The sequence below is a fragment of the Hymenobacter roseosalivarius DSM 11622 genome (assembly GCF_900176135.1).
Lineage (GTDB): Bacteria > Bacteroidota > Bacteroidia > Cytophagales > Hymenobacteraceae > Hymenobacter > Hymenobacter roseosalivarius.
In genome coordinates this window covers 63,526-83,936 of sequence record NZ_FWWW01000075.1, presented here as the reverse complement: position 1 = coordinate 83,936, position 20,411 = coordinate 63,526, and the positions used below count along the sequence as shown (strand labels likewise).

At 54.6% G+C, this 20,411-nt stretch carries 15 protein-coding genes; 4 read left to right on the top strand and 11 right to left on the bottom strand.

Annotated elements, in window-relative coordinates; genetic code table 11:
- Positions 1-94: 94 nt before the first annotated feature.
- Complete coding sequence (lon, locus tag B9A24_RS13005) at positions 95-2,554, bottom strand: endopeptidase La (protein ID WP_084446536.1); 2,460 nt, start codon at positions 2,552-2,554, stop codon at positions 95-97.
- Positions 2,555-2,911: 357 nt separating this feature from the next.
- Here lon and B9A24_RS13000 point away from each other — a divergent pair, with 357 nt between their 5' ends.
- A complete protein-coding gene (locus B9A24_RS13000; RefSeq protein WP_234997249.1) occupies positions 2,912-4,867 on the top strand; it encodes an OmpA family protein in 1,956 nt (651 codons plus the stop codon).
- Between the two features lie 33 nt (positions 4,868-4,900).
- Here B9A24_RS13000 and B9A24_RS12995 read toward each other — a convergent pair whose 3' ends face one another.
- The 7 genes from B9A24_RS12995 to B9A24_RS12955 all read right to left on the bottom strand — a co-directional run bounded on the left by B9A24_RS12995 (position 4,901) and on the right by B9A24_RS12955 (position 13,478).
- Complete coding sequence (locus B9A24_RS12995; protein ID WP_084446452.1) at positions 4,901-6,328, bottom strand: glycoside hydrolase family 30 protein; 1,428 nt, start codon at positions 6,326-6,328, stop codon at positions 4,901-4,903.
- A 99-nt stretch (positions 6,329-6,427) separates the two neighbouring features.
- Positions 6,428-6,874 (bottom strand): DUF6702 family protein, encoded by a 447-nt coding sequence (locus B9A24_RS12990; protein WP_084446451.1) that lies wholly within the window; start codon positions 6,872-6,874, stop codon positions 6,428-6,430.
- A gap of 129 nt (positions 6,875-7,003) precedes the next feature.
- Positions 7,004-8,320, bottom strand: a complete 1,317-nt coding sequence (gene rseP / locus B9A24_RS12985) for an RIP metalloprotease RseP (RefSeq protein ID WP_084446450.1) — start codon at positions 8,318-8,320, stop codon at positions 7,004-7,006.
- Between the two features lie 165 nt (positions 8,321-8,485).
- Positions 8,486-9,649, bottom strand: a complete 1,164-nt coding sequence (locus B9A24_RS12980; protein ID WP_084446449.1) for a 1-deoxy-D-xylulose-5-phosphate reductoisomerase — start codon at positions 9,647-9,649, stop codon at positions 8,486-8,488.
- Between the two features lie 630 nt (positions 9,650-10,279).
- The gene (locus B9A24_RS12970) at positions 10,280-10,735 is read right to left on the bottom strand and encodes a 3-oxoacyl-ACP synthase (protein WP_084446535.1); all 456 of its coding nucleotides are present in this window, start codon (positions 10,733-10,735) and stop codon (positions 10,280-10,282) included.
- 448 nt (positions 10,736-11,183) lie between these two features.
- Positions 11,184-11,621 carry a VRR-NUC domain-containing protein gene (locus B9A24_RS12965; protein WP_084446447.1) on the bottom strand — a complete coding sequence of 146 codons (438 nt, stop codon included), beginning with the start codon at positions 11,619-11,621 and terminating at the stop codon, positions 11,184-11,186.
- Positions 11,622-11,981: 360 nt separating this feature from the next.
- Positions 11,982-13,478 carry a GH3 family acyl-acid amido synthetase gene (locus tag B9A24_RS12955; RefSeq protein WP_084446445.1) on the bottom strand — a complete coding sequence of 499 codons (1,497 nt, stop codon included), beginning with the start codon at positions 13,476-13,478 and terminating at the stop codon, positions 11,982-11,984.
- A gap of 279 nt (positions 13,479-13,757) precedes the next feature.
- On the opposite strand from B9A24_RS12955, the gene B9A24_RS12950 reads away from it, so the two are divergent.
- Both B9A24_RS12950 and B9A24_RS12945 read left to right on the top strand, forming a co-directional pair.
- Complete coding sequence (locus B9A24_RS12950) at positions 13,758-14,183, top strand: OsmC family peroxiredoxin (protein ID WP_084446444.1); 426 nt, start codon at positions 13,758-13,760, stop codon at positions 14,181-14,183.
- Positions 14,184-14,314: 131 nt separating this feature from the next.
- The gene (locus tag B9A24_RS12945; RefSeq protein ID WP_084446443.1) at positions 14,315-14,803 is read left to right on the top strand and encodes a hypothetical protein; all 489 of its coding nucleotides are present in this window, start codon (positions 14,315-14,317) and stop codon (positions 14,801-14,803) included.
- Positions 14,804-14,876: 73 nt separating this feature from the next.
- Here B9A24_RS12945 and dnaA read toward each other — a convergent pair whose 3' ends face one another.
- From dnaA to B9A24_RS12930, 3 genes are all read right to left on the bottom strand, one after another.
- Positions 14,877-16,370 (bottom strand): chromosomal replication initiator protein DnaA, encoded by a 1,494-nt coding sequence (dnaA, locus tag B9A24_RS12940; protein WP_084446442.1) that lies wholly within the window; start codon positions 16,368-16,370, stop codon positions 14,877-14,879.
- Positions 16,371-16,511: 141 nt separating this feature from the next.
- Positions 16,512-17,432, bottom strand: coding sequence for a bifunctional metallophosphatase/5'-nucleotidase (locus B9A24_RS12935; RefSeq protein ID WP_084446534.1), 921 nt, complete (start codon positions 17,430-17,432; stop codon positions 16,512-16,514).
- A gap of 88 nt (positions 17,433-17,520) precedes the next feature.
- Positions 17,521-18,282 carry a 5'-nucleotidase C-terminal domain-containing protein gene (locus B9A24_RS12930; RefSeq protein ID WP_143434928.1) on the bottom strand — a complete coding sequence of 254 codons (762 nt, stop codon included), beginning with the start codon at positions 18,280-18,282 and terminating at the stop codon, positions 17,521-17,523.
- Positions 18,283-18,553: 271 nt separating this feature from the next.
- Here B9A24_RS12930 and B9A24_RS12925 point away from each other — a divergent pair, with 271 nt between their 5' ends.
- Positions 18,554-20,353, top strand: a complete 1,800-nt coding sequence (locus tag B9A24_RS12925; protein WP_084446441.1) for a methylmalonyl-CoA mutase family protein — start codon at positions 18,554-18,556, stop codon at positions 20,351-20,353.
- Positions 20,354-20,411: the final 58 nt, after the last annotated feature.

Here is a 20,411-nt window from a genome sequence, read left to right as displayed (position 1 = left end):
GACCAGCACCCACTAGATGCATCATTACAGTCGTCGGGGGGCTTTCACCTACTACTGCAACGTTACACCCAGCGGGTGCTGGTCTTCTTTCTTACTAGGATACCTCTACGCTCGGGCCATACAATGCTGGCGCGGGCTCGTCGCGCACCGTGAGCTTAAGCGGGTTGGCTACCAACTCATCCAGCAGAGCTACTTTCAGCACATCATCGACGCGGGCAGCGTAGTGGATAGTAAGGTCCTTGAGATATTCAGCTGAAATTTCCTGAATGTCTTTACGATTTTTGTCGCAAAGAATCACGTCGCGGATGCCGGCACGCTTGGCAGCAAGAATCTTCTCTTTGATGCCGCCTACGGGCAACACTTTGCCGCGCAGGGTAATTTCGCCCGTCATGGCCAGATGCGAGCGGATCTTGCGCTGCGTGAACACGGAGGCAATACTGGTGAAGATGGCAATACCCGCGCTGGGGCCATCTTTGGGCACGGCCCCCTCCGGAAAGTGAATATGCAGGTCGTATTGGTCGAAAATCCGGTAATCGATGCCCAGTGAATCGGCGCGGCTGCGCAGATACGATAAGGCCGTCACGGCCGACTCCTTCATCACGTCGCCCAGCTGGCCCGAGAGCGTCACCTTCCCCCGACCACGGCTCAGCAGGCTCTCGATAAAGAGGATGTCCCCCCCTACCGACGTCCAGGCCAGGCCCGTCACGACGCCAGCGGTTTCGTTGTCCTGATACAGGTCGCGGTCGAAAATGGCGGCCCCCAGAATGCGACTTACATCCTTCGGCTCTAATATGGTGGCATGCTCCTCCTTCAGCGCCTTGCTTTTGGCAATGTTGCGAGCCACCGAGCCGAGCTTGCGCTCTAGGCCACGCACCCCCGACTCGCGCGTATAATCATCAACCACACGTTGCAAAGCCGGCTGCGTGATGCTCACGTCTTTTGGCGTCAGGCCATTCTCGTGGAGTACTTTCGGCCAGAGGTGCTTTTTAGCAATCTGGGTTTTTTCCTCCAGCGTATAGCCCGTCAGGTCAATAATTTCCATCCGGTCGCGCAAGGCCGGATGAATGGTATCCAGGGAGTTGGCCGTAGCGATGAACAGCACTTTCGACAGGTCGTACTCCACCTCCAGGTAATTATCGGTGAAGGTGGAATTCTGCTCCGGGTCCAGCACTTCCAGCAGCGCCGACTGTGGGTCGCCGCGAAAGTCGGCCCCTACCTTATCAATCTCATCCAGAATAATGACCGGATTAGAAGCACCGGCCTTTTTAATCTGGGCAATAAGACGGCCCGGCATAGCGCCCACGTAGGTTTTGCGGTGCCCGCGAATCTCGGCCTCGTCGCGCACGCCACCCAGGCTCATTCGCACATATTTGCGACCCAATGCCTGAGCCACCGAACGACCCAAAGAAGTTTTGCCCACGCCGGGAGGGCCATACAGGCACAAAATTGGGGCCTTCATGTCCTGCTTGAGCTTGAGCACCGCCAGGTACTCTATAATGCGGTCCTTTACCTTCTCCAGGCCATAGTGGTCCTGGTCAAGGATTTTGCGGGTACGCTTCAGATTGAAGTTATCCTTGGTGTACTCGGCCCAGGGCAAATCGATCAGAAACTCCACGTAGTTGACGCTCATCGGGTACTCTGCGGCCTGCGGGTTCACCCGACTGAGCTTATCTACCTCCTTATTAAAGTGCTTGGCTACGGCGGGGGGCCATTTTTTGTCCTTGGCCCGCGCGCGTAGCTTCTCTACTTCCTGGTCGGGACCATCGAAGCCTAGCTCATCCTGCAGCACTTTTATCTGCTGGCGCAGAAAGTAATCGCGCTGCTGCTGGTCGATGTCGGTGTGAACCTTGTTGTGGATTTCGTGCTTTATTTCCAGGAGCTGAATCTCCTTGAGCATCATTTCCAGCAGGCGCGTGCCCCGCTCCACGCCATCATTTATTTCCAGCAGTTTTTGCTTAAGGCCTACCTCCACGTTGATATTCGAGGAGAGAAAATGAGTGAGGAAAGCCGGCGACTCAATATTATCCAGGGCCACCTGCGCTTCCTGCGGAATTTCGGGGTTGAGCTTGAGCATCTTGGCCGCCGCATCCTTCAGCGACGACACCAAGCCCTTCACTTCCTTGGAAGTCTTGTTGGGAAACGTTTCGGAGAAATAGCTGACCCGAGCCGTCAGATAGGGGCTGTCCTGCTGCTCTTCCTCTACCTTGAATCGGCTTTGGCCCTGAATGATGATGGTGGTGTTGCCATCGGGCAGCACCAACAGTTTCAGAATGCGGGCCATGGTGCCCACTTCATATAAGTCGGTGATGGTTGGGTCGTCGCTCTGCGTGTTTTTTTGGGCTAATACGCCTACGATCTTATTACCACGATACGCTTTACGCACCAGGCGAATACTTTTTTTGCGCGTTACGGTGACGGGCAGTACCACGCCCGGGAACAGCACGGTGTTGCGTACGGGCAACAAAGGCAATACCTCGGGCGCATCCTGGCCGGACATGACCTGCTCAGGATCGGTGGCGATAATGGACACCATCTCGGCGGGATCTTCAGCCATATGTAGCACAGACGACTTGGGACGGCGCGAATTGCGGTTTTCACTCATAATAATACAATCGAGGAAGAGATGGCGGTGCCAGAATGACAGAATTGCAGCGCTCCGTAGCTCCCCAGGGCCAACGGTAGGTCAAAGGTACGGCTTTGGCAAGTGCTATGCCATGATACCCCCTGCGCGATTTGCCGACAAAGCGGCATAAATGCCCCCCGGCGACTAGCCAATCAGGCAGATAATAAGCTTAGCACTTGCATTGAAAAACTTCTATTTTTGGTGTCTGGCGCGGCAATTGTAGCGGCTCTTGGTGTTCAAAAACTCTGTATGCATCGCTTGTTCCGTCTAGTCTTACTACTGTGGTTTTTGACCGCTACGGCCGCATATGCGCAACAACCGACTGGTAAGTCCGCCCAAGCGCGACCAGTCCCAAGCAAAAAAGCCCCCCCGCTGCGCTTACGACCGGATGCTACCCCCAGCTTCCCCAACGTGAACCGGGTAGCGTATTATCAGAATAAGAAAGAGCTGAAAGAGATTCAGCGGGCCGAGAAGCGCCGAAACTGGGCCCAGGCCCGCAAGCTGCTCGAAGCGTATGTGCATCAGTTTGGCATTCAGAACTTCGAAAAAGACACGCCGCTACTTTGGCGCTTAGGTCAGCTTTGTGAGCGCACCGGCGACGAGGCACGCGCCAAAGCCTACTATAGATTGGCGCTCAAGCATCACCGGCAGGATATCACTAAAATTCAACTCTACTACGACTCTCTGGAACAGAAAACCCAGGATTTGTATGTGCCCCTGAAAACCTACTACGACTTGGTTGAGTACCGAAAAAACATCGTCACGTTTCATCCGCCCAAAGGCGTGTATACGAGCATGGGCGATGGTATCAACTCCGACGTGGAAGACTATGGCCCGACGCTGAATTCGGAAGCGGGCCTGTTTATTTTCTCCTCCAAGCGCAAGACCCGTGGTATTACCAGCCCCGTGGTTGATGAGGACCTATACACGTCGCGTAAGGAAGGCGACTACTGGACTGACGCCGAACCGCTGCCTAAGCCCATCAACTCGCCTTACAACGAGGGCTCGGCTTGCATTACCAAGGATGGCCGCACGATCTACTTTGCCCGTTGCGAATGCCCGAACTGCCACGGCAACTGCGACCTTTTTCAGTCGACGTTTCAGGATGGGCAATGGTCGGTGCCGAAGAGTTTGGGGGCTAATGTAAACTCATCGGCCTGGGATTCGCAGCCTACTTTGTCGCGGGGGGAAGACACGCTGTACTTCGCCTCCGACCGGCTGGGAGGCTTTGGGCTGTCGGACATCTGGTACACGGCGCGGCAAAAAAACGGGCAGTGGGGCAAAGCCCAGAATCTGGGTCCGGTGGTAAATACCCGCGAAAGCGAGGTCAGCCCATTCTTTCACCCGCTGTATAATGTGCTGTACTTCAGCTCCAGGGGGCAATTATTGAATTACGGCGACTTCGATATCTATAAGAGCTACCGCGTGCAGGGCCGCTGGCAGGAGCCGCGCAACGTGGGGCCGCTGGTAAATGGCAAAGGGTCAGAGTATTACTTCACCATCGACGGCGACTCCAAGAATCTTTATTACGCCCGCTCGGAGGTGAAAGACCTCAAAAACCTCGACCTCTACTCCTTTCCGCTCCCGATGGAAGCCCAGCCGCTGGCAACCACCCATGTGGAGGGCGTGCTGGCTGACTCAGTAAGCAAAAAGCCGCTGGGGGGCATTGTCAGCATTATCGATACTGATGATGGCATTGAGGTAGCCAGCAAATACCTGCGCCCTGATGGCTCCTTCGACTTTGATCTGATCGAGGGCTCGCACTACGTGTTGCTGATTCAGAGCCCGGATTTCTTCAGCGTGGAAAAGCAGTTTGAGCTGAAAGGCGACACGGTAATGCGCTTGCTCACTAACTCGCTTGACTACCGTCTGCCCCTGATTTTTCGCAACATCGAATTTGACCAAGGCAAATCGGCCATCCGCCCCTCTATGCATCAAACGCTGGATCAGATTGCGTTATATATGGTTGACCACCCCACGTTCCGGCTTAGCATTTCAGGCCACACCGACGCCAGCGGCGACCCGGACGTCAATGTGGCCCTCTCGCAGGACCGTGCCCAGGCCATTCGCAACTACATTGAGCAAAAGGGTAAGCTCAAGCCCAACCGTATCGATAACATGGGCTATGGCAGCACGCAGCCTTTACGCGAAGAGAAAACCGAAGATGACAGCCGCTTTAACCGCCGAGTGGAGTTCCGTTTGATTAAACTGGAGGAGAATAAAGACGCGGGCGCGGGTTGGTAACTACTTGCTGTTAACTCCCTTCCACAATCGGCGTTACCATACATACGTCGCGGCGGCACCGGGCGGCAGCGTAGCAGTTACGGTTTGCTGCCCGCGGCGGATACCGAAGGTTTTAGGCTCAGTGCCTTCATTCTGCACGATAATCACCAGCTGACCATCTGGCGTGCGAAAAGCTACGTTTGGCAAACCGGTCGTTTCAGTAGAGGCCACGCGCACCGAACCGGGTTGCACGAATTTGCTGGCGTGGGCGATGATATAATACGCGTCCTCGCGCTTCACTGAATCACCATCAATGGTAATTGCCCCCCGACATTCCGTGCAGCCGCCGGGCGTGTGTGGGTTTTGCTGGGAGTCGGCCGCTAAGTTCCACTCCAGCACGGTGCGCGCCCAATTGCGCGGCGCCCCGATGACGAGGTTCTTGATGTGCCAACTAAAATTGTCGGCAAACTTGGTTTTGGAACCCACCCACTGCTCGGTAAAATAAAGATGCTTATCGGGGTAAGCAGCGTGTACCTTGCTGAGCGCCTCAATTTGCCCCCCATACAAGTGAAACGCCGAGCCATCGATGTAAGCGCGGGCCTCCGGGTCGTTGAGAACGGTAATTGGGTACTCCGGCTTATCGGCGTTGTGGTCGTAGATGATGATCTTGGTGTCGAGCTTCGCGGCTTTGAAAGCCGGCCCGAGATTACTCTTAATGAATGTAGCCTGTTGCTCCGCCAGCATCAGCAAGCTGGGGTTATTGCCAGGATGCAGTGGCTCGTTCTGCACTGTAATTGCGTCAATTCGAATGCCCTCCGCCGCGTAGCCCTGCACGTATTTCACAAAGTAGCGTGCGTAGGCATCGTACCATTCCGGCTTGAGGCTACCGCCCTTGGAGTTGGCGTTGGTTTTCATCCAGGTGGGCGGCGACCAGGGAGAGCCGAGTAGTTTAATGTCGGGACTGACAGCCAGAATTTCCTTGAGCACCGGAATTAGGTGTTCCTGATCGGGAGCTAAGCTGAACCGCGCCAGCGTCGGATCAGTCTCACCGAGGGGCAAATCATTGTAGGAAAATACCCGGTCGTCGAGGTCGGAAGCGCCGATGCTCAAGCGCAGATAGCTTATGCCAATAGCGTCGTCTTTCACGCCAAACAACTCACGCAATAGCTTAGCGCGCGCTTCGGGGGTCATTTTATGCAGAAGCATGGCGCTGCCACCGGTGAGTGTATAGCCAAACCCGTCCATGGTTTGAAAGCGCTGCTGCTCATCGATAGCAATGATAGGAACGTCGGCGGTGATTATCGCCCCTGAGCGCAGACTAGGCTGAACGGCAAACCGCTCTGCTTGTGCTGGGTTGGTGAGCCATACTTGCACGAGGCCGGTACTGGCGCGGCCGCTTTTCGAGCCAGACAAAACACCGCAACCAACAGCAAAAGCCAGGAGCCCGGCACTAAGTAGAATCAGAGTTAGGGAAGACCGCATGACGATGAAAGTAGTAAATAACCAGCTGGGCTATTCACTATTTAAAGACCAGGTCACCTTACTATCGCTACACGCATTAATCTGCGCCAGAAACGCTGCCTAAAAACTTAGCTTTTGCTCGTCGTTGCCGGCGCGGAACAAGGCGCTTTGCTTTTTACCGCCGCCGTCTACATTCACGATATTCATCTGGTCCTGAAAGGTATCCAGGAGCAAGCGGTGCTGCAGATAGATGGTAGTGGCAGGCTTGGGGGGCATTTTTACGGAGAAATATATCCAGTGCGCGTCCTTGTCCTTCTCAACGCCAACTAAGCGGAGCGGCAGGGTTTCGCCGGTCTTGGTGCCGAAGGCCACGGAGCGTTGCAGCAGTGCGGTGGTCAGGCTGGAAACCTGAGCCGGGGAAAGCTTATCGAAAGTGACGGCGTTAGGCTGGCCGGCACTTAGGCCTTTCTCAAAATCATCGGTAAAAACCTTCAACGCCACTTCCAGCTGCTGCTTTTTCGGGTTGTACCGCACGTCCATGATGCTGGCGTGGTAGGCATGTGCCATCGCAGAAAAGCTAAGCAGACACAAAGCGCAGAAAACGAGCAGATAACGCATACAGATCAAAGGAGTTGGAAACAAAAATAGAACGAAGCGGACTCCGTTCTATTTAGGTAAAAAAGCGGCCAATAAGTTCTAAAACAGTGTTTTGAACAGGTCGTTGAAGATAACGAATACCATCAAACTCAGCAGCAACGCCATGCCTACCTTCTGGGAGTTCTCCAAGAACTTATCGGAAGGCTTACGGCCCGATACCATCTCGTAGGTCAGGAACATGACGTGGCCGCCGTCGAGGGCCGGAATGGGCAGCAGGTTCATGAAGGCCAGCACCATGGACAGCATGCCGGTCAGGGTCCAGAACTTGATCCAGTTGAAGGTGCCGCCGTAAGTTTGGGCAATAGCCATTGGTCCGCCCAATGACTTGCTGGCCGATGCCTCGCCCCGGAATATCTTGCCAAACGCCTGCACCTGATTGCTCACGATACCAAATGCCTGCGAAGCCCCAGCCGGAATGGCTTCAAAGAAGTTGTAGTCCTTGGTCGAGTATTGGAGCAAGGATTTGGGCATGAAGCCCAGCGTTCCTTCGTCTTCAATGTTGGCCGTAATCGTAATCGGCTGGCTATTGCGCTGCACGAGCAGGGCGGTAGCCTTACCCGCGTTGTCTTTTAGGGCTTGCTGTAGCTCGGGGAAGAAGTTGATTTCCTGGTTGCCGACCCGTAGAATCCGGTCGCCGGGCTGCAAACCAGCTTTGGCGGCGGCGCGGCCGGCCACTACTTCGCCTACTTCAAACGGATTTAGCGGCTCTACGAAGCGGGCGGGATCTTTCTGATTATCAGCCAAGCGGTCCATAAAGTCGGTGGGCAGCTTGATATCGAGCAGCTGGCCGTTGCGCTCCACGGTGTAGTAGCTCTGGTTGCCCATCACCACGTCCGGGTCGTACACGTCGTCGAACTGCTCGAACGGCCGGCCATTGATTTTCACGATTTTGTCGCCTTTGCGGAAGCCTATCTCTTCGCCTAGCTTGCTGGGCACCACGCCGAAGCGCACTTCCGAAGCTGGCAGATAGCTCTGCCCGTACTTGGCGGTAAGAATGGTGAAGATGAGGATACCGGTGAGCACGTTCACGATAATGCCCCCCAGCATCACAATCAGGCGCTGCCAGGCTGGCTTGGCCCGAAACTCATAGGGCTGGGGCTCCTGGCTCATGGCCTCTGTATCGAGCGACTCGTCGATCATACCCGTGATCTTAACAAAGCCCCCCAGGGGCACAGCACCAATCATGTACTCAGTTTCGCCGATTTTTTTGCCGAATAATTTCGGTGGAAAGCCGATGGCGAATTTCTCCACCCGCATCCCAAACCACTTGGCCGATAGCATATGCCCCATTTCGTGGACGCCCACCAGAATCGTCAGCCCCAGAATGAGCTGCCCGGCCATTATCAGAATATCCAAAGCTTTTTGTTTTTACAGAGTGATAAAAATCGGTGTTTCCGCGCTGTTTAGTATCAGTCCGGCGGATTAATTGGGGGAAAAGTGCAAGTCAAGCATGGCACTGTAACGAAGCAGTAGCGGTGCTTCGTTCCGCGCGGCTATACTTAGAATGACACGGGGTTTGGGTTAATGTTTTAAAAATTCCTGCGCTACGCGGCGCGTTTCCAAGTCGGTTTGCACGTAGTCGTCGAGCGCAGGCTCGGCAAGGTACGAAACCTTCAACAGGCAGTTTTCCACGAGGTCGGGCATTTGCAGGAAACCGATGCCATCACGCAGGAACGCAGCTACGGCAACTTCGTTGGCGGCGTTGAGAATGCAGGGAGCATTTCCGCCCCGACGCATGGCCTCAAAAGCCAGCGGCAGATTGCGAAATGTGCCGTGGTCGGGCTGCTCGAAGGTAAGCTGAGGATAATCGAGGAAGGAAAAGCGTGGGTAGTTGCTCGGCAGCCGCTCAGGGTAGCCCAAGGCGTATTGGATCGGCAGCTTCATATCGGGTAGGCCGAGCTGGGCTTTCAGAGAGCCGTCTTCAAACTGCACAAGGGAGTGAATAATGCTCTGCGGATGCACTACTACTTCAATCTGGTCGTCACGCAGCCCGAACAGCCATTTAGCCTCAATCACCTCCAGGCCTTTATTCATCAACGAAGCGGAGTCAATGGTGATTTTGGCCCCCATGTCCCAGTTGGGATGCTTCAGTGCTTGCACCTTCGTTACGGTAGCTAACTCCTGCAACGTGCGCCCCCGAAAAGGCCCCCCAGAGGCCGTCAGAATAATTTTTTCAATTGGATTGCACTCCTCGCCCACCAAGCATTGAAAAATAGCCGAGTGCTCGGAATCGACAGGATACAAGCCCACGCCGTGCTTTTTGACTAAGCCCGTAATAAGCTGACCAGCCACTACCAGGGTTTCTTTGTTAGCCAGCGCAATGGTTTTGCCGGCCTGAATAGCGCGCACGGTAGGCAGCAGCCCCGCGTAGCCCACCATAGCCGTGAGCACGATGTCCGTATCGGCGCGGCTGGCTATTTCTTCTAATGCCGCAATGCCCGCCAGCACTTCCGTCGGCTGCCCAGCCAGCGCATTTCTGACGGTCTGATAGTGCTTCTCGTCGCCGATAACGACAGCAGCCGGCCGAAACTCTAACGCCTGCTGGATCAATAAATCGGCATTGGAGTGGGCCGAAAGTGCCGAAATAATAAACCGGTCCGGCTGGGAGCGCACTACATCCAAAGCTTGGTTACCGATGGAGCCAGTAGAGCCGAGTAGGGTAAGACGTTTGGGTGGGTGGAACATGCGAAGCGGTGACGTGGGTCAACAAAGGTAATGCAATGACCATGGCAATGCCGACACCTGTTAGCTGATGCTCATCAGGGAAATACTGCATTCAAAAGTATTAACCAAGCAAACATTCCCACCAAGACAGCTACCGAGAAGAACGTCTCCCGCCTCGTGGGCTTATAATAAGGGTGGCCCTTATAGGATCTAGGACCCATCACTAGAACCGGAACCGACTTTAAAGATGGATACTCCTGGAAAAGTATAAATAGCAGCACTCGCAACCATATTATATATACAAAGGGCAAGAAGAAAAGGGCTTGGCTTCTCGCATCTAGCAGCGGCGCCCAGATACTCATGCATCCAACACCAAATAGCATAGTTACTATGGCATATTGCTTGAAGAAATTGCCATCAATAATTCGCTGGAAAGCTAATACTATACTAATACTATAATTAAAGGAACAAAATGAGCTATAACTCCTCGCTCAGTATATAACCCTGAGCAGCCAGCCTTTATACTGGCTGCTTCTACCCACGTCAGCACGAAAATAATAAAGAACAGAACCGCCGGCCAGACTAATGCTTTTGGTCGTTGGGCTACTCGATGCCCGCCCTGTTTCTTTTTTACTTTAGCCATGAGATTTTCTAGTGCACATGGTATACACTCACTACTTTCCCATTGAACACCGCTTCCTCCCCCGCCCGCTTCCCACTCAGTGCCACCGCCACCGGCGCCGCGGCCGATACAGCAAAGTAATCTTTACCATCAACAGTAAGCTTACCAGCGCTGATACTGATAAAAAAGCCCCCTATGCTCGTCTCGACCAGCGCGCCCGGCCGCACCGTATCGCAGGCTTGCTCGGGGTTGATGCGGGCCAGCTCGGCGTGCAGGTTCTGGGCTTCGCGGAGCTGCACGGCGTTGCGGTTGCGCTCCTCCTGCGCCATGGCGCGGCCGGTTTCGTACTTGTCGCCGGCGCTACTCTTGGTTTCGGAGTTGGCCGATTCCTGAGCGGCTTGCATGGCCTGAGTAGCCGCGGCTATGCGGTCCTGGACGTAGGCGAGGCAGGCGGCGTGGAGGTGGGGTTTTAAAATACCTGACATTAAGCACTTAACGATTTCAATGCGTTTTTGACTTTCGACACCCATTGGTCGTCTTCGGGCAACACGACCAACATTTTGAAATTATGTCGCTCTGCTTCTATCCGAACACCTTCTGAATCATCAATCAGCAAGTCAATGGCAAAACTTGGAGGGTGTTTAGTACAGAGAGCCTGGACTGCAAGCTTATGGCGCGACTGATTTATTACGCCATCCAGCCAAATTCCATGTAACCAGAACAATTTCCGAACATACCAATTACTGCGATACGAGGTCGTATATACCCATACTTCCAGGCTTTGCTAATGACAGTAGTCTATTATTTCTTTCGTTCCTTGCCGCAACTCCTCTTTTCCCAGCAGCTTGGCCAGCATAGCCCGTTTTGGCTTTTCAAGCGGGAAATCGTAGCCGCAACGAATTAATGTATTGTCGAGGTCAAAGGCTATGCGCATTAGATACTGCTATCAAAATCCCATTCCACAAACAGAAAGTTTTCCGGCTGTAAACCCGCCCGCAAGCCTGCTTCCAGCCATAACGGCTGCGTTGTTTGAAGCCGGTCTTTCTTGCGCCGTTTCAGCTCAGCGAATACTATTGTTTTGCCGTGCCACCCGATTACATCCCAGCAGCCACCATAGCGGCCTTTGTTATAGGCTGCTATTACCTCTAGCAGCTCAGCTACCCAAGCAACACGCAGCGGCTGATGTTGCTGCTGTTTTAGTGGCACATCGAGCCAATTGGTAAATAAATAAGGACCAGCCGCTGGCGCACCATACGTTTCAAGCCACCGTGCCTCCCAACCCGACAGTCGGAATAGCTCGTATACGCACAACTCCGCAAACACCGGGAGCCCACCGAAATCAATCAGGGGCTTATGACCGAAGTGATTCATAAGTGGCGCTCCCAGCCAAGGCCGAAGCAATAGCTCTACTTTAGGAACAGCGAACGACTGACCAGCTACTACTATGCTTTCGGTAGCCGTGGGGCGAAGTAAGCTGGGATACTCAATCACCCGTTTATTTTTTATCCTTTAACCTAATTATTCTACCTACTTTCTCCATTGGTGGCATTTCCGTTGGGTAATTACCAAGCTTCGCCTGCTCCTCGAAATAAACTTTGCGGCGTAGATATTCCAAATGCTGCATCCTTTCTTCTACCGTCCGGGTGAGCCAGTATGCTACGTCGTCGATGTCGTAGTTCGGAGCATTTTCGTCTGGCTGGGTTACATCTGTCACAACTCAAGATACAGCTTTTAAACCGCGCTGACCAACCCATCAGCCACGCCCCGGTCATTGCTCAGGCGCGGCACTTTATTTTGCCCCCCAAGCTTGCCTAAGCCTTTCATGTAGCGCTGAAATGCGCCCGGCGGCAAGCTTGTGAGCCGGAGCGGAGCCAGAATATTACCCCCCAGCAGGTCGTCGTAGTACGTGTTGCGGCGGCGCAGACCGACATCCAGAGCGGCGGCAAAGGCGGCAGCATCCTGGGGCGGGCGGGCAAATTCCATGAGCCACTCGTGCTGGGAGGGCTCATCGGGCGTGGTGCTCACGCGGGGCGCGACGGTAAACTCCACCACTTCCACTTCCGGGAATTGGGCCATGACTTCGCGCAGCGTTAGCTCTATTTCTTCCCCAATGACGTGTTCGCCGAAGGCCGACAGAAAATGCTTGATGCGCCCGCTCACCACCACGCGGTGGGGCGAAAGGCTCACGAAGCGAACCGTGTCGCCGATGCTGTAGCCCCAGAGGCCGGCGTTGGAGTTGAGCACTAAGGCGTACTGCTTGTCCAGCTCCACATCAGCAATGGTGAGGCGGGGCGGGTTAGGCTCAAAAAAGCGTTCGGCGGGAATAAATTCGAAGAAAATGCCGGCATCGAGCAGGAGCAGCAAGCCGGGGTTGCCAGGCTCATCCTGAAAAGCCAGAAAGCCCTCGGAGGCCGGAAACAACTCGATACTATCCACGGGGCGACCGATGGTTTCAAAAAGCTTGGCGCGGTAGGGCTCGAAGTTGACGCCCCCATATACGAACAGGTCGAAATCGGGAAAAATATCCTTGATGGGCTGGCCCGTGCGCTGCACCAGGCGGTCAAAATACATCTGCACCCAAGGCGGAATGCCCGAAATCAGACTCATTGGCTGCTCAATAGTCTCGTCCACGATGCGGTCGAGCTTCTGCTCCCAGTCTTCGATGCAATTGGTAGTATAGCCAGGCAGTTGGCTGCGGCGCAGGTAAGCCGGCACATGGTGATTGGCAATGCCTGACAAGCGCCCTGTTCTAATCCCATTGACTATGCTCAGCTCTGGACTACCCGACAGAAACATGAGCTTACCATCCAGAAACTGTGCTTTGCCCGTGCGGTGCACGTAGGTGAGCAAAGCATCGCGGGCCCCATTAATGTGATTGGAAATGCTGGCGGTGGTAATCGGTATGTACTTGGTGCCCGAGGTAGTACCGCTGGTTTTGGCTAAATACAGGGGACGGCCAGGCCACAGTACATCGGGCTCACCCTCCTGTACCCGCCGAAAATAAGGGGATAACGCCTCGTAGTCGCGCACTGGTACCTGACGAGCCAGGTCCGTGGCATTGCTGATGCTGGCAAGATCATGGTCGCGGCCGAAAGCAGTAGCGTGGGCCTGACTGATTAAGCTCGCTAACACGCGCTTCTGTGTAGCTACCGGGCGGTGCAACCATTGCTGATAGCGATGGTATAGGAGCGCGGCAAGTGGACGGCTGAAAGCGGCCTTTAGGGCCATAAACAAGCGAAAAAGTTTCTGAAATAACTACGTACCCGGCGCCAGCACGTCATACCGAGAAATACGTACGAATTTTAGTAGCGTAAGTACTAACCGGGGGGCAAATTATCGGATTAATTTAACCTAAGCGTCCAACAGACTGTATAATCGGCTAATAACTGTTGCTGTCGCGGCAAATTGCCTCTGTCACTCCAAATTTATCAGACACCACAACCCAACGCGCATTTTATAGGTTGGTAGATTATATCAACCCATTTTTCACCCCTTACTCATCACATCATGGCAGATCATGCAGGCAAGGCCATTTGGAACGGCGACCAAAAAGGCAGCGGTACCCTCACCACCCAGAGCGGCGCCCTGAACGCGCCATATTCGGTTGGCAGCCGTTTCGAAGGCAAGCAAGGCACCAATCCGGAGGAGTTGGTGGGCGCGGCGCACGCGGGCTGCTACACCATGTATTTAGCCATTCAGCTCAGCAAGGCCGGTGCCCAGGTCCAACAGCTCAATACCGAATCGAAGGTGACCATGGATACGGTAGATGGCAAGCCCAAAGTCACCAAAATTCACGTCACGACGGAAGGGCAGGTAACCGGCATTTCACCCGAAGACTTCCAGAAGCACGCCGAAGACGCCAAGCTAAACTGCCCTATTTCGCAGCTCCTGCAAGCTGTGCCCGAAATGACGCTGAGCGCAAGCCTGAAGTAATTTTTGCTGGTGATAACGCTCGTTAGTTAATCCAGCAGGTAAATATTGCGAAGCAACTAAAAACCGGTAATGCCCACAGCCTTGCCGGTTTTTAGTTTACTTTGCTTTTTGCCGAACTATCTGTTCTTTCTATGCCCGCTACTTCTACCCGCATTCGTCTGCAACCAGCCAATACCTCCCGCGTCCCATTTTGGGGCCAGGTACTCATTGCCTGCTTCTGGATTGCCTACACTTTGTTCTCCATGTCGTCGGATGACGGCGTGAACGACTATCACTTCCTGCACTGGGTGTTTCTGGTGTTCAGCTTCGTGTATCTGGGCTATGTACTGGTACATAATGCGCCCGTCTTTGGCACCCAGAGCTACCTGGAATTTACGCCGGGCTACATTGTGCACAAGGGCGGTTTGTTTCGGGCCAAGCAGGCTTTTGCGGCAGAGGATATTGCCAGCCTGGACTTTGTAGCGCAACAGCTCCGCATTAAGCTCAAAGCCGGCGACCAGTATAACCTGAGCATGCGTGAAGTAAGAGGCTCCCGGCGCAAACGCACCTTGCGCGACCAAGTGCGCGCCTTTGCCCATCAGCACCAGGTACCTCTGCGCGATGCGCAGCCAAACTCTTAACCTTCTAAAAGAAAAAAAGCCCCCCAGATTAGTCTGGGGGGCTTTTTTGCAGCCCCAAGCTGGAACCTCAGGGCTACTTGCCTGCGAATTTCTTGCGTAGCTCCGCGATGGTGCTGCGGAAGCTTTTATCGCTATCAATCAGGTCCGACACGGTTTGAACGGAGTGAATGACGGTACTATGGTCGCGGCCGCCGAAGTTGTGGCCGATGCTTTTGAGTGAATGGCTGGTATGCTCCTTCGCAAAATACATGGCCACCTGACGAGCCGTTACAACTTCTTTCTTGCGGGTTTTAGCCTTCAGCAAATCAACCGGAATGCTGAAATATTCCGCCACGGTTTTCTGAATGAAATCCAGATTGACTTCGGCCTCTACTTCCTCAATGATGTGGCGCAGGGCCTGTTTGGCCATTTCCAGGTCAATCTCGCGGCGGTTGAGGCTACTTTGAGCCACCAGCGAAATAAGTACCCCTTCCAGCTCGCGCACGTTGGTGTTCACGGAGTGGGCCAGATACTCCACTACCTGCGGCGGGATGTCGATGCCATCCTGCTGCATTTTGTTCTGAATAATGGCCATGCGCGTCTCGAAGTCCGGGCTCTGCAAGTCAGCCGTGAGGCCCCACTTGAAGCGGGATAGAAGCCGGTCTTCCAAACCATTAAGGTCGCGCGGAGGCCGGTCGGAAGTCATCACAATCTGACGGCCGGCCTGGTGCAGGTGGTTGAAGATGTGAAAGAACATTTCCTGGGTTTTATCCTTACCCGACAAAAACTGCACGTCGTCCAGAATCAGCGTGTCTACCAGCAGGTAGAAGTTGGCGAAGTCCTGCACCGCGTTGCTGCGCAGGCTCTCAATAAACTGATTCGTAAACTTCTCCGCCGACACGTAAAGCACGAACTTATCGGGCGTAGTGGCCTTGACGTGGTTGCCGATGGCTTGCACCAAATGCGTTTTGCCCAAGCCTACGCCGCCATAAATCATCAGCGGATTGAAACTGGTAGTACCCGGCTTATTGGCAACGGCCAAACCCGCTGAGCGGGCCAAACGGTTACAGTCGCCCTCTATGTAGTTCTCGAAAGAGTACGTATGGTTGAGCTGCGACTTCAGGTAATTCCGATCAATGCCCTTCGCGGCCTCAAACGGGTTCCGTAGGGTGTCAGGGTTGGCGGGTGCGCTGGCGGCGGCGGCCACGTTGCGGGCACTGGCCGTTTGAGCGCTAGCCGCTACTTGGGTCGCGCTGTTATTGCCGGGCGCGGGATACGCCGCTTTGCGCGACGTGGGGATGTTCACCGTCCGCGGCTTCGATTGGCCGTTGCCCTGATCAACTACAATGCTGTATTCCAAACGGCCTTCGTGGCCCAGCTCCTGGTAGATGCTTTTCTTGAGTACATCCACATAATGCTCCTCCAGCCATTCATAAAAGAACTGGCTGGGAACCTGAATAATCAGGACATTATGGTGGAGCTGCACCGGCACGATGGGTTCGAACCAGGTGCGGAAACTCTGCTCACCAATGTTTGCCTTGATGACGCGAAGACAGTTGGCCCATACGGTTTGGCAATCCTTCAGCATCAACTATATAGGACAAAAGCAACGGGTGCAGGGTCAGGTAAAATCATCGGAGCACGGGCCGACCGCGCCCCGATTATATTAGGGGGAGACAAAAATGTGGAAAAGTCAGGACACAAAAAAACGCCCGACTCCTTGCTTTTGTCAGGCCGTTCGCACGGTGACGACGGAAGCTGCCGCAACAGTAGGGCGTCGCGACTTGCGCTCGAACTCATAGTCCAAACGGCCGAGGTTGATTCCCGACCAACCAACCTGGTTAATCAGCGTCCGGTGCCCGCTGGGGCCGTCAATGGGCACGGGCGCATCGAGGAAGGTGTGCGTGTGGCCGCCCAAAATTAAGTCGATGCCAGCTACTTGCGCGGCTAATTTATGGTCATCAACTTTTTCATTTTTGTACTGATATCCCAAGTGCGACAGGCAAATAACCAAATCGCAACGCTCAGTGTCGCGCAAACGAGCCACGGTGGTACGGGCCGTGGCAATAGGATCGAGATACACGGTTTTGCCAAAATTTTTGTCGGCTACCAAGCCAGCCATTTCAATGCCCAACCCAAAAACTCCGATGCGGTGTCCGGCTTTCGTGAACACCTTATAGGGCTGAAAACGACCAGCCAGCGGTGTTTGTAAGAAATCGTAGTTGGCTATCAGAAAGGGGAAGTTCGCGTTAGGCAACTGCTTGGCCAGTCCTTCCAAACCGTTATCAAAATCATGGTTGCCAAGCGTGCCGGCATCGTAGCCCATCTGCGACATCAGCTTGAACTCCAGCTCTCCTCCAAAGAAGTTGAAATATGGAGTGCCTTGAAAAACGTCGCCGGAGTCGAGTAGCAGTACGTTGGGTTCCTGCGCCCGAATTTGCTGGATCAGCGTAGCCCGCCGCGCCATGCCACCCATGCCCGCAAACTGCCCGCTGCCTTCCGGAAACGGCTCGATGCGCGAGTGCATGTCGTTGGTATGCAGAATAGTGAGGCGCGAGCTTTTCGCGTCGCGGGCCAACGCTGGCACACCCAACAAGCTTAAGCTAGCGGCGCCAAGGGTCGAGTTTTTAAGAAAGTCGCGACGGTTCATGGATTTCATTTAACAGGCAGCAATGAACATTTAACAAAACTTTTATTAGCTGATGACTCACCATTACCTATTAACAATCTGATAGCTGTTAAATGACTTTCACCCGGCCCTCTACTTTGGCCTCCACGGGCTTGCCTTCTTTAGTAAGCTGACGAATATGGTCAGCAATAGCATTGCGCAGCAGTACACCAGTGCCCCGAGGCTTAATGGGTTTGAAGAACACCATATTATCACCACCGCCGGCCAGATAATCGGAAATAGCGACGGTATAGGTTTGGGCCGGGTTGAAAGGCCGACCACCAATTAGAATATTGGTTGGCTGGCCATCGGCACTTACCGCGTAGGTAGCACCTGAAACCGCCATCTTACTACGGGCCGAATAGTCGAATAGCTGCTGCATCACTGGGCCGGGCGCGTCAAGCACAACCAATTCATTTTCGAAAGGCATGAGCTCAAAAATACCCCCCAGCGTGAGCGAGCCGGCTGGAATATTCGTGCGCAGGCCTCCGTTGGTTATTACGCCTATATCAATGGATTTGCCCGTGACGGCGGTAGCGCGCTGGCGCTGAATATCGGCCACGAAGTTGGCCAGGGGCGATTCACCTGCGTTTTTGCTGATGGCTACGGGCACTGTACCTATCACCTCCACCATTTGCCGCGTTACCTTCTGCTGGTAAGGCTCAATAAGGGCTGCTATTTTAGGGTCGGGAGGCAGTGTCTGACCTACGGGCTGGGCCGTGGTGGGTGCTAGCGTGGGCTTAGCCACGTAGGGCCCGCGCTGACAGGCGGGCGCGACGGTAACGGCAAGAAGCAGACCGAGGCCAGCGACACGGGAGCGGAGAAAGTGCATAAAAACAGCAAAAGGCGAACAGACGGATGGCAAAGATAACGCGGGTCTTTGTGCTTTCGCCCAGGCCTAGCATAGAGTTGACTAGAACAGGCTTTTTCTCGACATGAGCCGCCCTTAATAACAAAGAGAGAAGCTCAGGTTATGTGAGCGAACAAAGCCAGATGCCGTACGCCGCCGTACAATCAACGGACCCAAGTCGCCATTATAACCCCAATCCGGTATCTTTAACCCGCATTCCTTACCGGAATCAGAGGCTTTTTACTATCCCCGTATGGCCGATACCCCACGCCCGGCACCCGTTTCGTTTCCCGAGTTTCAACCCGTCAGCACGGAGGCCTGGCAGGAGCGCATCCACCGCAACTTAAAAGGTACGGACCCCGCCACGCTGCTGTGGCAGACAACCGAAGGGTTCAGCGTACAGCCGTTTTACCACCGCGAGGCGCTGGAAGTGTTAGGCGCTTTGCCATCTCCTCTCCTACCGGAGCCTGCTGCTCCCGACCGCTCTTGGCGCAACGTGCCCGTGGTGCGCGTGGCGGCGCAAAACAGCGGCCATGAGGCCGTAGACCAGGCCCGTATAAGTCTGGACCGTGGCGCCGACGGTGTGCATTTTGTCTTCTCTGATGACGCCAGTGCTTTCGACGTAGACTATCTGCACAGCTTTCTGCCGCTCGACACCACTTTTATTGGGTATTCGGTGCCTCACCACCCAACCAGTCTACTGCGGCGGCTTCTGGCCGCCAGTGAGGAGTTGGGGGGCTTTTTATTGACTGATCCCCTCATTCATCACCATAATACGGAACTCGCCACCCACTTGCCCGAGCTGCGAACGGTCGTAAAGCTAACCCAACATCTGCCTACGTTTAAGGCGCTGACTATTGATGCCAGCTTCTTTGGCAATCGGGGCGGCACTAATACCCAGCAGGTTGGCTACGCGCTGAATGTGGCGGCAGCTTATCTGCAAAACCTGCCCAACGCCGAGCTAAGCGTGGCTGACGTGGCGGCTACCATGCAGCTTCACCTGGCCATAGGAACCAGCTACTTCCTGGAAATCGCCAAGCTGCGGGCCGTGCGGCGGCTGTGGGCAACGCTGCTTCATGCCTTCAATTTGCCCCCCAGCCTCGCGGCTACGTTGCGCATCCATACCAGCACGTCATCGTGGCTGCAAACTACCCTCGATCCGCATACCAACTTATTGCGCTTCACGACAGAGGCAATGGCCGCCGTGTTGGGCGGCGCTACCTCCCTTACCGTCGCGCCCTTCGATAGCCTGTACCGCGAGCCGGGCGAGTTTTCGGAGCGGCTGGCGCGCAACCTTTCCGTTATTTTGCGCGAAGAATCGCAACTGGGCCGCGTAACAGACCCCGCCGCAGGCTCCTACTATCTCGAAACGCTCACCGACACCCTGGCGCGTGAGGGATGGGCACTTTTTCAGGCAACCGAGGCAAAAGGCGGCTTACCCAAAGCCTGGGGCAGTGCGCTGGAAGAGCTGCGCACTGTCAGCCGTCAGCAGTTTAATCGCATAGCTACCGGCGAGCAGGTAATAGTGGGCACCAACCGCTTCACGCAACCCCAGGAAGAGTTTGAGTTCGATCCGAAAAAGCTGTTGCGTAGCCGCGACTTCGACACGACCCGTGCTACGTATCCTACCGAGGTGTTGAGCCTGGTAACGGCTTTGCATTTTCGGCGGCAGTTGCAGCAGAATCAGCGGGCTGCGGTGGTGCTTTTGGGTCAGGATGCCAACCGCACCATTCTGGATTCCTTTCTCAAAACCCTTCCCACCGAGGAGCAAGCGGCGCTTCCGCTAGCCGACCCGCCGGCCGATACGTTATCAGTGCTGTATTCCACGCCCGAAACGGCGACTTTAATGTACGCTACCATTGAGCAATACCGAGCCCTAGCCCGCGAAGTATCCGCTCCTGATTCTGCCGACCTTTCGGTGCATCTGCCCACCTTGCTATCCAGCGACGTGGCAACCATGCAAGCCGCCGTGCAGCGCCACGGCTTTCACGAGTTCAGCGTAAATGGCTACAACACCGACGATATGCTGGCCCGTTTGCAGGGAAAGAAATAATATAATGATTACGTCTGTCATGCTGAGCAGCGCGAAGCATCTCGTGTGCTGACGTTGC